The organism is Azospirillum brasilense (assembly GCF_007827815.1).
In the GTDB taxonomy this organism is placed as follows: domain Bacteria; phylum Pseudomonadota; class Alphaproteobacteria; order Azospirillales; family Azospirillaceae; genus Azospirillum; species Azospirillum brasilense_C.
In genome coordinates this window covers 498,439-511,456 of sequence record NZ_VITH01000003.1, presented here as the reverse complement: position 1 = coordinate 511,456, position 13,018 = coordinate 498,439, and the positions used below count along the sequence as shown (strand labels likewise).

The window sequence follows — 13,018 nt, the reverse complement described above, 5'->3', positions numbered from 1 at the left end:
CCGCCTCCGTCACGCCCGCTCCTCCGCCCAATCGGCCATCGCTCCGATGAAGTGCCGGAGATGCGGACGAATCCGCTCGGCGCGCGCCTCGTCGAAGGCGAAGGGCGCATCCTCCTCCATGTAGGTCACCTGCGCCATCTCGAGCTGCACGGCGTGCCAGCCCTCGGACGGGCGCCCGAAATGCCGGGTGATGTGGCCACCCTTGAAACGCCCGTTGAGAACGTGGGTGAAGCCATCGGCTCCGGCATCCGCGCCGACCGCGACCAGTCGCTCGCTCAGCACCGGATCGGCGCTGCGCCCGTCGTTGGTCCCGATGTTCAGGTCGGGCAAACGCCCCTCGAACAGCCGCGGCACGACGGAGCGGATGGAATGGGCGTCGAACAGCACCGCCCGCCCGAAGCGGTCGCGCAGCCGGGTCATCTCCGCGGTGATGGCGTCGTGGTAGGGCGTCCAGTAGCGGGTGACCCGCTCGGCCACCTCCGCCGCGTCCGGTTCGGCGCCCGGCCGGTACAGCGGCGCCCCGTCGAACAGGGTGGTCGGGCACAGGCCCGTGGTGGCGCCGCTGTAGAGCGGCGTGTCGTTGCTGGGGCGGTTCAGATCGACGACGTAGCGCGAGAAGCGCGCCTGGATCACCCCGACTCCGAGATCCTCCAGGAAGTCGTAGAGACGCGGCAGGTGCCAGTCCGTGTCGGGCAGGCCCTGCGCCTCCGGCACCAGCCGGCCGATGAATCCGTCCGGCAGCGCCGTGCCGACATGGGGCAGGCTGACCAGCACCGGACGGCGCGCGGCGCGAAACCCGAAAACGTCCATATCCTCTCTCCCGTGCGACATGTGTTTTGTCAGCAAAACTTTTTGCGTCCCTGTTCGGTCGCCCCCGGCTTCCGCGACGTTCGCGTTACGTGGTCGCAACACCAGCGTTGCTATGGGGCGTCCGTCATGCTCCAGTATGACAAACGGCGTTGACGCGGCTGTTTTCCCTGGGCAACATATGTTTTATAGGCAAAACACGGCGCTGCCAAGCCGCTCGCTGCGCAAGGGGGTTCCCCGGCGTCCGAAACTGGCAACGCAGGCGCAACGAACAGGGAAATTCCGACCCATGAAGTCCTTTGGCAAGTTTCTCGCCGCCGCCTCCTTCGCCGCCGCCGCGGTCGTCACGATGGTCGGCGCCGGGTCCGTCCCGGCCCGCGCCGAGGACGCGGTGATCGCCTCGATCAAGCAGAACGGCACCTTCCGCGTCGGTGTGGACGCCACCTTCGCGCCCTTCGAATTCTCGCAGGACGGCAAGAAGACCGGCTTCGACATCGAGCTGGTCGAGGCCATCGCCAAGGAGCTGGGCGCCACCAAGGGCGTCGAGTGGGTGGACATCGACTTCAAGGGCCTGATCCCCGGCCTGATGGCGAACCGCTTCGACATGATCGCCTCGGCCATGTACATCACCGAGGAGCGCCGCAAGGTCGTCGCCTTTTCCGACACCTACTATCCGGGTGGCCTCGTCATCATGGTCAAGGCGAACAACACCGCCGTGAAGGGCCCGGCCGACCTCGAAGGCAAGACCGCCGCCGTGCAGATCGGCACCAAGTCGGTCGTCCATCTGAAGGAGCATTTCCCGAAGACGAAGATCGTCGAGGTCGAAACCAACGCCGAGATGTTCGGGCAGGTCGAGACTGGCCGCACCGACGTCGCGGTGACCGGCAAGCCCGCCGCCAAGCTCTACGCCCAGACGCACCCGACCGTGAAGGTGCTGGACGACCAGCTCACCACCGAGGATTACGGCTTCGCCATGCGCAAGGACAACACCGAGCTGGTGACCAAGGTGAACGCCGCCATCACCAAGCTGAAGGCTGACGGCACCTACCAGAAGCTCATCGACAAGTGGTTCGAAGCCAAGAAGTGATCAATATCCTTGTGAACGGAGGACCCCTCCCGTGACGCTCGACTTCGCCCCCGTCTGGGGAGGGTTGCCGGAGCTGCTGAAGGGCACCGTGGTCACCATCGAGGTGACCGCGGCGGCCTTCCTGCTCAGCGCCGTGCTCGGCCTGCTCGTCGGCATCATCCGCCTCAACCCGGCGCGGCGCGTGCTGTACGGCATCGCGTCGGCCTATGTCGCCTTCATCCGCGGCACGCCGCTGCTGGTGCAGCTGTTCCTGCTGTTCTTCGGGCTGCCGCAGTTCGGCATCCTGCTGCCGGCGTGGCTGTGCGGCGTGATCGGGCTCGGCATCTACAGCGGCTCCTACGTGTCGGAGGTGGTGCGCGGCGCCATCCAGTCGATCGACCGCGGCCAGATGGAGGCCGCCCGCTCGCTCGGCATGTCCTACCGCGAGGCGATGTGGGAGGTGGTCCTGCCGCAGGCCTTCCGCCGCATGCTGCCGCCGCTGGGCAACGAGACCATCGCGCTCATCAAGAACTCGGCATTGGTGTCGCTGCTGACCATCGACGACGTGATGCGCGAGGGGCAGCGCATCATCTCCACCAGCTTCCGCGCGCTGGAGGTCTACATCGCGGTGGCGCTGATCTATTTCATCCTGACCAACGCGGCCACCTGGATCCTGCGCCAGATCGAAAAGCGCATGACCGTGGAAAGAGGGTAAGCCGGTGATCGAGATCCGCAACGTCTACAAGAGCTTCGGCAGCACCGAGGTGCTGAAGGACGTCAGCCTGACCGTGCCGCCGTCGCGCACCACCGTGGTCATCGGCCCGTCCGGGTCGGGCAAGAGCACGCTGCTGCGCTGCTGCAACTGCCTGGAGACCGCCGACCGCGGCGAGATCCGCATCAACCACCGCACCATCATCGCCGACGGCAAGCCGCTGCCCGACAAGGAGCTGAACGCGCTCCGCGCCGAGACCGGCATGGTCTTCCAGTCCTTCAACCTGTTCCCGCACATGACCACGGTGGAGAACGTCATGCGCGCCCCCGTCGTGGTGCGCGGCATGGCCAAAGCCGAGGCGCGGGAGCTGGCCATGGAGCTGCTGCGCAAGGTCGGGCTGGGCGACAAGGCCGACGTCTATCCGTCCACCCTGTCGGGCGGGCAGAAGCAACGCGCCGCCATCGCCCGCGCGCTCGCCATGAAGCCGAAGGTGATGCTGTTCGACGAGCCGACCTCCGCCCTCGACCCCGAGCTGGTCGGCGAGGTGCTGCAGGTCATGAAGACGCTGGCCGAGGAAGGCATGACCATGATGGTGGTGACCCACGAGATGGGCTTCGCCCGCGAGGTCGCCGACACCGTGGTCGTCATGGCCGACGGGCGCATCGTCGAGTCCGGTTCGCCGGAGCAGATCTTCACCAACCCGACCCAGGAGCGCACCCGCGGCTTCCTGCGCGCGCTGGTGGACGGCCACCTGGCCGGCGCCCGCCCGCAGCCGCCGGCCGACGACCCGCTGGACACCCTGCCCGGCAACCACTGACGCCCCGTCCATCTTGCTCCACACCCAACGGGCGCCCGCCTCGCCGCTCATGGTGCTGGCCGCGCTGATCCTCGGCGTCTGCGTCATCCAGGTCGCCAACGGCATCCTGCAGATCCTGCTGCCGCTCCGCCTCGCCGAGGCGGCGGCCCCGCCGCTGGTCGTCGGGGCGGTGGCCTCGGCCTATTCGGTCGGCTTCGTGCTGGGCTGCTGGGCCGCCCCCTGGATGATCCGCCGGGTGGGCGGGGTGTGGTCCTTCGCCGCCTTCGGGCTGCTCGCCGCCGCCGCCACGCTGCTGCTGAACCTGCTGCCCGACGCCCAGGCCTGGGTCGGGCTGCGGCTGCTGATGGGGGTGTCCTACGTCGGGATGCTCACCGTCGCGGAAAGCGGTCTGGCCGCCCTATCGCCGCCGGGGTCGCGGGGCAGCGTCTTCTCCCTCTACATGATCGCCTGCAAGGTGGCGGTGATCGGCGGCCAGATGCTGCTCGCCAGCCCGAACCTGTCGGCCCTGTGGCTGACCGTCCTGGCGGCGGGCTGCTACGGCCTGTCGCTGGTTCCGGTGGCTGTGATCCGCCCGCCGGCCAGCGCCGCGCCGAAGGGGCCGGCGCCCTCGCCCTGGCAGTATGTGCGGCGGGCGCCGGTGGCCTTCGCCGGCTGCCTGATGGTCGGGCTGTGCAACACCGCGGTCACCGGCATCGGCCCGGCCTGGCTCGCCGGGCTGGCCCTGCCCGCCGCCGGGGTCGCGCTGATCATGTCGGGCATCCAGGTGGGCAGCGTGGTGCTGCAATGGCCGATCGGCCGGTTTTCCGACCGGCACGACCGGCGGCTGGTGATCTTCGCGGTGTCCGCGGTGGCGACGGTCGCCGCCTTCCTGATCGCCGCCTTCGCCAACCCGCCCGGCGGGGCGGCGCCGCAGACCGTCCTGCTCGGCCTGTTCACCCTGTGGGGCAGCGCGGCGCTGTCGCTCTACGCGATCTGCGTGGCCCACGCCAACGACCATGTGACGGTGGAGGAGACGGTTCCGCTGGCCAGCGCGCTGCTGCTCGCCTGGGCGTTGGGCGCCGCCCTCGGCCCGCTGCTGGCGACGGCGGCCATGGAGTTGTTCGGGCATGACGCGCTGTTCGTCTATGTCGGGGTGGTGTCGGGCGGGCTGACCCTGTTCGCCGGCCTGCGCCGCCTCATCAGCGGCCCTTTCCGGGCGGAGCCGTAAGGCTTGGCCGCGGGCAGCCGGGCGGGCTACTGTGTCCCGCCCAGCAGCCCCCTCCCCCGCGCTCCATGCCCAGCACCACCGACACCCCGACCGACGAGCAGTTCCGGGCGATCCAGGCCATCGACGCCTGGTACGCCGACCCCGCGGCCCCCCAGATGTTCTGGCTGGCCGGCGAGGCTGGGACCGGCAAGACCAAGACCACCGTCTTCGCGCTGGACCACCTCCAGGACCGCCGCAACCTGGAGAATTTCGTGGTCGGCGCGCCCACCGGCAAGGCCGCGCAGGTGCTGCGCCGCAAGGGCATCGACCGGGCGGCGACGCTGCATTCGCTGATCTACGCGCCGCGGCAGGACGACGACACCGGCGAGCTGTTCTTCGCCCGCAAGTCGGAGGGCAAGTTCGCCGAGGCCGACTTGATCGTCTGCGACGAGGGCTCGATGGTCGGGGACGACGTGGCGGGCGATCTGCTGCGCTCCGGCAAGAAGATCCTGATGATCGCCGACGACTACCAGCTCCCCCCGGTGACCGGCCAGGGCACGCTGACCAAGGGCGAGCCGGATTTCCGGCTGGTCGAGCCGCACCGCACGGCGCGGGAGAGCCCGGTGATCCGGCTCGCCCATCTGCTGCGTCGGCAGGAGCTGCCGCGCCGTTTCGGCACCGCCGGGAACGCCCATGTGCTGCCGCTGAACCGGGTGACCGAGCCGCTGGCCCTGCGGGTGGACACCCAGACCATCTGCGGCACCCACCGTGTGCGCACCGACTTCACCCGGCGCATCCGCACCCGCCACGGCTTCGACACGGTGATGCCCCAGGCCGGCGAGCGGGTGATCTGCCGCCGCAACGACCGCGAGGAGGGGCTGTTCAACGGCATGATCGGCACGCTGACCCGCCCGGCGGCCGAGGGGCGGGGCCGCCAGGACGGGCTGTGGTCGCTCGGCGTCCATATGGAGGACGAGGTGAAACCCCGCAGCAAGCTGATGGTCCACCCCTGGATGTTCCAGGCCCACTACAGCGGCGAGACCAAGGCACCGCGGGTGGAGCGCGACGTGCAGCAGTTCGATTGGGCCTGGATGATCACCTGCCATTCCGCCCAGGGGTCGGAGTTCCCATCGGTCACCGTGCTCGACGACTCGGCCGCCTTCCGCGAGCACAAGTGGCGCTGGCTCTACACCGCCGTCACCCGCTCGCAGGACGAGCTGTTCCTGCTGCTGCGCAACGCCGACCTCGGCGGGAACTGGCGGATGCCGGAACTCGACGGCGTTGCGGGGTGACAGCCCCTGGGGCGGGCAAGGGACATGGTGACGCGTCAGAGCAGATGGGCCTGGGTCAGCACCTCGTTGCCGCCGCGCCAGATCATGTCGAGCGCCACATAGGTGATGATGGCGAGGCCGATCCAGCCGATCCAGCGGTGCTTGTGCAGGATGTGGGCGATCACGTTGGCCGCGGCGCCCATCAGGATGACCGACAGCAGCAGGCCGAGGACCAGGACCGTCGGATGGTCCTTGGCCGCACCGGCCACCGCCAGCACATTGTCCAGTGACATCGACACGTCGGCCACCACGATATGCCAGACCGCCGCGCCGAAGGTGGTCGTCGCCACCGCCGCACCGACCGCGGCGTCCCCGGAGCCGGAGCCGGTTGCGGCCAGCGCCTCGTCGGGTGTTACCTCATCCGCCCCTCCGGAGCGCAGCTCGCGGAACATCTTCCAGCAGACCCACAGCAGCAGCACGCCGCCGGCCAGGGTCAGCCCGATGATGGCAAGAAGCTGGGTGGTGATCAGGGCGAAGAAGATGCGCAGGATGATGGCGGCACCGATGCCCCAGACGATTACCTTGCGGCGCTGCTCCACGGGAACGGCGGCGGCGGCCATGCCGACCACGATGGCGTTGTCGCCGGCGAGAACGAGGTCGATGGCGACCACCTGCCCGAGGGCGGTGAGCTGCGACCAGAGATCGACGCTTTCCATATGAAAATCTCTTCGAAAGCTGCGGTTGGGTTCAATGGCGGTGTGCGGTCATCTTTTTTGTTGGGGCATTCGCCAGGAACAGCGGCCCTGGGGGTTCTGTCGCACGAATCCAACCACGGCGCAGCAGGTTTGGCGTGCAGCGGTGGGTTGCAATGGAGGTGAGGGCGGGATCAGTCCGGCGCGCGCAGCCGGTAGCCGACCCCGGTCTCGGTCAGGATGTGCGAGGGGCGCTCCGGCTCCGCCTCGATCTTCTGGCGGAGCTGGCGGATGTAGATGCGCAGATACTGCACGTCGGTGTCCGCCCCCCAGACCTCCTTCAGGATGAAGCGGTGGGTCAGCACCTTGCCGGCATGGGCGACCAGCAGGCGCAGCAGGTCGTATTCGCGGGGCGACAGCTTCACCTCGGCGCCGCGGACGGTCACGATCCGCCGCACCAGATCGACGGCGAGGTCGCCGCTGCGGAACAGCGGGCGCTCCCCCTGCTGCTGCAGGCGGTGGCGCAGCGCGGCGCGGATGCGGGCGAGAAGCTCGTCCATGCCGAAGGGCTTGGTCACATAGTCGTCGGCGCCGAGGTCCAGAGCCTCCACCTTTCCCGCCTCGTCGGCGCGGCTGGACAGCACGATGATCGGGGCGGCCACACCGTCGGCGCGCAGGCGGCGGATCACCTCCAGCCCGCCGATCCCCGGCAGGCCGAGGTCGAGCACCAGCAGGTCCGGCGGGCGCCGCCGCATCGCCTCCAGTGCGCCCGCCCCGTCCTCCGCCTCGGCGATGTCGTAGCCCTGGGCGGACAGGGTGGTGCGCAGGAAGCGGCGGATCGGCGGCTCGTCGTCCACCACCAGGACGCGCAGCGGCAGGGTGTCCGACCTCATGGCGTCCCCTCTTCCTCAAGGCCGGGCCCCTCAAGATCGGGCAGGGCGGCGGCGGCGGGCATGGTCAGGGTGAAGACGGCGCCGGAGCGGTCCTTGCGGTTGCCGGCGGCGATGGTGCCGCCCATCGCCTCGACGAAGCCGCGGCAGATCGCCAGCCCCAGCCCGGTCCCGGCGCGCTGCCGGTCCTGGGCCTGGACGCGGTAGAACTTGTCGAAGATGCGCTCGACATCCGCCGCCGGGATGCCGTCGCCCTCGTCCCGCACCTCGATGCGCACCCGACCGTCCTCCCGCGACGCCCCGACCTCGATCCGCGAGCCTGTTGGCGCGTATTTGGCCGCGTTGTCCAGCAGATTGAAGAGAACCTGTTCGAACAGCACGTCGTCCGCCTCCAGCATCGGCAGGTCGGCGGCCAGATCGACGTCCACCCGGTGCCCGGCCAGGATGCGCCCCGCCCGCCCCAGCGCGCTGCCCACCGTCTCGGCCAGATCGACCGGGCCGGTGCGCGGACGGATCGCTCCCGATTCCAGGCGCGTCATGTCCAGCAGGTTGGCGATGAAGCGGTTCAGCCGCTCCGCCTCCTCCTGGATGGTGGCGGCGAGGTCGCGGCGCGACGCCTCGTCCATCCCGGCGCCGTAGGCGGTCAGGCTGGTCGCCGATCCCAGGATGGAGGCCAGCGGCGTCCGCAGGTCGTGGGAGATCGAGGTGAGCAGGGCCGAGCGCAGCCGCTCCGTCTCGGCGGCCAGTCGGGCGCGGTCCACATCCTCCGCCAGGGTGACGCGCTCGATGGCGAGAGCGGCCTGATCGGTCAGCGCGTCGAGCAGCCGGCGCTGGTCGGGGGTCAGCAGGGCGCCGGGCTTGCCGGTGCGGGCGGTGTCGGTGTCGATGCCGACCACCCCGACCGGGCCGCGCCCGGTGCGCAGGGGAAGGAACAGCCACTTGGCGCCGGGCAGCGTGTCCGAGCCGCGCCCGGCCGGCCGGTTGTTCTCCCAGGCCCAGACGGCGGCGGCGAGGTCGGCCTCGCGCAGCTCGTCCTCCGGCGGGTAGCCGGCGCGGACGGACACGGTGCCGCCGTCGGGCAGCAGCAGGACCACATGCACCTTCAGCATCGCCGCGATCTGGTGGGCGGTCGCCCACAGCAGATCGTCCATGGTGACCACGCCGGCCAGCTTGCGGCTGAAGCCGTAGAGGTCCTCGGTCGTCTTGGCGCGCAGCCGGGCGGTGACGGCCTGGGCGCGCACGCGGGCGGTCAGGTTGCTGGCGATCACCGCGACCACCGCGAAGAAGAACAGCGCGACGATGTTCTCCGGATCGGCGATGGAAAAGGTGTAGAGCGGGTTCAGGAAGAAGTAGTTGAAGGCCAGGATGCTGGCGACGCAGGCGTAGAGCGACGGCCCCAGCCCGCCGGCCACCGCGCTGGCCAGCACCGCCGTCAGGAAGACCAGCGCGACGTTGCTGACGTCGAGCACCTGCTGAAGCACCTCCCCGACGCCCAACGCCAGCGCGACGTAGCCGGTGGCGGCGGCATAGGGCCAGCCGGACAGCGCCGGGCGCCGGGGGGCCGCGGTGCGCACGGTCTTGGGCGGGATCGGCTCCTCGGCGTCGTCGGCGATGACGTGCACGCTGATGCCGCCGGCCTGCCGGATCAAGGTGAAGGCGATCGAGCTGCGCAGCAGCTCCGCCCAGGGGCCGCGGTGGGACTTGGCGATGACGATGTGGGCGACGTTGTTGGTCCGCGCATACTCGACCACCGTGCCGGCGACATCGCCGCCGGGGATGGTCACCGCCTCGCCGCCCAGCTTTTCGACCAGCCGCAGCGCGTCGGCGATGCGGTCGCGCTCGGCCTCGCTCAGGCGCAGGCTGCGCGGAGTCTCGACATGCAGCGCGGTCCAGTGGGCGCGCAGCCGCTCGGCCTGACGGCGGGCGTAACGGACGACGGCGGCGCAGGCCGGGTCCTCGTTCACGCAGACCAGCAGCCGCTCCCCCGCCGCCCAGGGACCGGCGATGGCGTGGGCCTGCATGTGGGTGAGAAGCTGGTCGTCCACCCGCTGGGCGGTGCGGCGCAACGCCAGCTCGCGCAGCGCCGTCAGGTTGCCGGGGGAGAAATAGTGGCGGATCGCCCGCTCGGCGGTGCGCGGGACATAGACCTTGCCGTCCTTCAACCGCTGGATCAGGTCGTCCGGCGTGATGTCGATGACCTCGATGTCGTCGGCGCGGTCGAGGATCGAGTCCGGCACCGTCTCGCGCACGCGGACGCGGGTGATCCGGGCGACGACGTCGTTCAGGCTCTCCACATGCTGGATGTTCATCGTCGTGTAGACGTCGATCCCGGCGGCGAGGATCTCCTCCACGTCGAGGTAGCGCTTGGCGTGCCGGCTGCCGGGGGCGTTCGTGTGGGCCAGCTCGTCCACCAGCACGATGGCCGGGCGGCGGGCGAGGATGGCGTCGAGGTCCATCTCGTCGAGCCGGCGGCCCTTGTACTCGACCTTGCGGCGGGGAATGACCTCCAGCCCGGCGATCAGCGCCTCGGTCTCGCGCCGGCCATGGGTCTCGACCACGCCGGCCACCACGTCCACCCCGTCGCGCCGCTTGGCCTGGGCGGTCAGCAGCATCTCGTAGGTCTTGCCGACGCCGGGGGCCGCACCCAGGAACAGCTTCAGCCGCCCGCGCCCCTCCCGCGCCGCCGCGCGCAGGAGCGCGTCAGGCGAAGGCCGGGCGGTAGCGGCGGTTCGGTCGTTCGGCATCGGGGCGGCTTTCAGAACGGATCGGCGGCCTCTCCTCCCCTCCCCCGCCGGCGCGGGAGACGGAGCGGGGCCGCCTGTTGACCTTCAGCTAATGCGTCGCCGTGGCGGCGTCGAGGGCGAGATTGAGCCGCAGCACGTTGACCACCGGTTCCGCCAGCGGTCCGAGCAATGAGGGCTCGGTGCTCAGGGCGACCAGGGCGCGGACCTGGGCCTCCGTAATGCCACGGGCGCGGGCGATCCGGGGAACCTGGAAGTCGGCGGCGGCGGGCGACAGATGCGGGTCGAGACCGCTGGCCGAGGCCGTCACCAGCTCGACCGGCACCGGGACGCCCGGATTCTCGGCCTTCAACCGCTCCGTCTCCTCCCGCACCCGGTCGGCCAGCGCCTGGGCGGTCGGGCCGAGGTTGGAGCCGCCGGAGGCCCCGGCGTTGTAGGGCGCCGGCACGCTCTTCGATGGGTCGGCCGGGTCCGGCCCCAGCGTGGCGGAGGGCCGCCCATGGACATAGCCCTCCCCGGCAAAGCCCTGGCCGATCAGGGCGGAGCCGACGACCGTCCCGTTCCGCTCGATCAGGCTGCCGTTGGCCTGATGGGGAAAGACGGCCTGGGCGATGCCGGTGACGGCCAGCGGGTAGATCAGCCCGGTCACCACGGTCAGCGCGGCGATCATGACGAGGGCGGGACGCAGTTCCTTGATCATGGCGGGGTCCTCACACGAGTCCGATGGCGGTGACGAGCAGGTCGATCAGCTTGATCCCGACGAAGGGCACGATCAGACCGCCCAGCCCGTAGATCAGCAGGTTCCGGCGCAGCAGCCGCGCCGCGCCCACCGCCCGGTAGGCGACGCCGCGCAGCGCCAGCGGGATCAGCGCCACGATGATCAGCGCGTTGAAGATGATCGCCGACAGGATGGCGCTCTCCGGGCTGGCCAGCCCCATCACGTTCAGGGCGCCCAGTTGCGGGTAGAAGGCCAGGAACATGGCGGGGATGATCGCGAAGTATTTCGCCACGTCGTTGGCGATGGAAAAGGTGGTCAGCGCGCCGCGGGTCATCAGCAGCTGCTTGCCGATCTCCACGATCTCGATCAGCTTGGTCGGGTCGCTGTCCAGGTCGACCATGTTGCCGGCCTCGCGGGCGGCGACGGTGCCGGTGTTCATCGCCACGCCGACGTCGGCCTGGGCCAGCGCCGGGGCGTCGTTGGTGCCGTCGCCGCACATGGCGACCAGCTTGCCCCGCGCCTGCTCGTCGCGGATGAGCTGCAGCTTCATCTCCGGCGTCGCCTGGGCGAGGAAGTCGTCCACCCCGGCCTCCGCCGCGATGGCGGCGGCGGTCATGGCGTTGTCGCCGGTGATCATCACCGTCTTGATGCCCATCTGGCGCAGCGCCGCGAAGCGCTCCCGGATGCCGCCCTTGACGATGTCCTTCAGGTGGATGACGCCGAGCAGCCGACCGTCGCGGGCGACGGCCAGAGGCGTGCCGCCGGACTTGGCGACGCGCTCCGCGATGGCCTGCACCTCGCGCACCGCCGCCTCCAGGGCGGGATCGGGGCGCAACGCGGTCACCGTGTTGCCTTGGCTGGCGGTGCCCGGACCGAGGGTCCGCACATGGGCCAGCACGGCGTCCACGGCACCCTTGCGGATCGTCACGCCGTCGCTGTCGATGCCGCTCAGCCGCGTCTGGGCGGTGAAGGGCACGAACTGGGCGTGCAGCCCGGCCATGTCGCGGGCGCGGATTCCGTACTTCTCCTTCGCCAGGACGGTGATGGAGCGGCCCTCCGGCGTCTCGTCGGCCAGCGAGGCGAGCTGGGCGGCGTCGGCAAGATCGCGGTCGGCCACGCCGGAGATCGGCAGGAACTCGGCCGCCTGCCGGTTGCCCAGCGTGATCGTGCCGGTCTTGTCGAGCAGAAGCGTGTCCACGTCGCCCGCCGCCTCCACCGCCCGGCCCGACATGGCCAGCACGTTGAAGCGGACCAGCCGGTCCATGCCGGCGATGCCGATGGCCGACAGCAGTGCGCCGATGGTGGTCGGGATCAGCGTGACGAACAGCGCCGCCAGCACCAGCACCCCGACCGACCCGCCGGCGTAGGCGGCGAAGCTGGGGATGGTCGCCACGGCGATGACGAAGATGACCGTCATGCCGGCCAGCAGGATGTTCAGCGCGATCTCGTTCGGCGTCTTCTGCCGCTGAGCGCCTTCGACCAGCCCGATCATGCGGTCGAGGAAGGTGTTGCCCTGGGCCGCGGTGATCCGCACCTTGATCCAGTCGGAAATCACCTGCGTGCCGCCGGTCACCGCGGAGCGGTCGCCGCCGGATTCGCGGACGACCGGGGCGGATTCGCCGGTGATCGCCGCCTCGTTGACGCTGGCCACGCCTTCCACCACCTCGCCGTCGGAGGGGATGAGGTCGCCAGCCTCCACCAGAACGAGGTCGCCGGGCTTGAGCGCGGTGGCCGGGACGCTTTCCCAGCCCGCGCCGGCCAACCGCTTGGCGGTGGTCTCCGTGCGGGTGCGGCGCAGGCTGGCCGCTTGGGCCTTGCCACGGCCCTCGGCCACCGCCTCCGCGAAGTTGGCGAAGAGCAGGGTGAACCACAGCCACAGCACGATCTGCAGGGAGAAGCCGATCCCCCCAGCGCCGCTAAGCAGGTCGCGCAGGAACAGCAGCGTGGTCAGCGCCGCCACCACCTCCACGCAGAACATCACCGGGTTGCGGGCCATCAGCCGCGGGTCGAGCTTGCGGACGGAGCCGGCGACGGCGGGCAGCAGGATGGCCGAGTCCAGCAGCGTGGAGGCCGGAGTCCGGGTGGCGGTTTTCGAATGGGTGTCCATGGAGGGTCCCC

At 70.3% G+C, this 13,018-nt stretch carries 11 protein-coding genes; 5 read left to right on the top strand and 6 right to left on the bottom strand.

Features of this window, described 5'->3' with window-relative positions; genetic code table 11:
• Positions 1-9: 9 nt before the first annotated feature.
• The gene (gene hutG / locus FBZ83_RS09005; RefSeq protein WP_145682112.1) at positions 10-810 is read right to left on the bottom strand and encodes an N-formylglutamate deformylase; all 801 of its coding nucleotides are present in this window, start codon (positions 808-810) and stop codon (positions 10-12) included.
• Positions 811-1,096: 286 nt separating this feature from the next.
• On the opposite strand from hutG, the gene FBZ83_RS09000 reads away from it, so the two are divergent.
• From FBZ83_RS09000 to FBZ83_RS08980, 5 genes are all read left to right on the top strand, one after another.
• On the top strand, positions 1,097-1,894 hold the full coding sequence (locus FBZ83_RS09000; RefSeq protein WP_145682111.1) for a glutamine ABC transporter substrate-binding protein: 798 nt from the start codon (positions 1,097-1,099) through the stop codon (positions 1,892-1,894).
• Positions 1,895-1,925: 31 nt separating this feature from the next.
• Positions 1,926-2,588, top strand: coding sequence for an amino acid ABC transporter permease (locus tag FBZ83_RS08995; RefSeq protein WP_109068809.1), 663 nt, complete (start codon positions 1,926-1,928; stop codon positions 2,586-2,588).
• A 4-nt stretch (positions 2,589-2,592) separates the two neighbouring features.
• A complete protein-coding gene (locus FBZ83_RS08990) occupies positions 2,593-3,402 on the top strand; it encodes an amino acid ABC transporter ATP-binding protein (RefSeq protein ID WP_145682110.1) in 810 nt (269 codons plus the stop codon).
• Positions 3,403-3,415: 13 nt separating this feature from the next.
• The gene (locus tag FBZ83_RS08985) at positions 3,416-4,609 is read left to right on the top strand and encodes an MFS transporter (RefSeq protein WP_145682109.1); all 1,194 of its coding nucleotides are present in this window, start codon (positions 3,416-3,418) and stop codon (positions 4,607-4,609) included.
• A gap of 65 nt (positions 4,610-4,674) precedes the next feature.
• Positions 4,675-5,880 carry an ATP-dependent DNA helicase gene (locus tag FBZ83_RS08980; RefSeq protein ID WP_145682108.1) on the top strand — a complete coding sequence of 402 codons (1,206 nt, stop codon included), beginning with the start codon at positions 4,675-4,677 and terminating at the stop codon, positions 5,878-5,880.
• Positions 5,881-5,915: 35 nt separating this feature from the next.
• On the opposite strand, the gene FBZ83_RS08975 is transcribed toward FBZ83_RS08980, so the two are convergent.
• The 5 genes from FBZ83_RS08975 to kdpB form a co-directional block, all read right to left on the bottom strand.
• Positions 5,916-6,575, bottom strand: a complete 660-nt coding sequence (locus FBZ83_RS08975) for a TerC family protein (RefSeq protein WP_145682107.1) — start codon at positions 6,573-6,575, stop codon at positions 5,916-5,918.
• A gap of 170 nt (positions 6,576-6,745) precedes the next feature.
• On the bottom strand, positions 6,746-7,444 hold the full coding sequence (locus FBZ83_RS08970) for a response regulator (RefSeq protein WP_145682106.1): 699 nt from the start codon (positions 7,442-7,444) through the stop codon (positions 6,746-6,748).
• Entirely contained in the window at positions 7,441-10,185 is a 2,745-nt protein-coding gene (locus FBZ83_RS08965) for a sensor histidine kinase (protein ID WP_145682105.1), read from the bottom strand. Before FBZ83_RS08965 ends, FBZ83_RS08970 begins: the two co-directional genes overlap by 4 nt.
• 88 nt (positions 10,186-10,273) lie before the next feature.
• Positions 10,274-10,882 (bottom strand): potassium-transporting ATPase subunit KdpC, encoded by a 609-nt coding sequence (gene kdpC, locus FBZ83_RS08960; protein WP_145682104.1) that lies wholly within the window; start codon positions 10,880-10,882, stop codon positions 10,274-10,276.
• 10 nt (positions 10,883-10,892) lie between these two features.
• Entirely contained in the window at positions 10,893-13,007 is a 2,115-nt protein-coding gene (gene kdpB / locus FBZ83_RS08955; RefSeq protein WP_145682103.1) for a potassium-transporting ATPase subunit KdpB, read from the bottom strand.
• Positions 13,008-13,018: the final 11 nt, after the last annotated feature.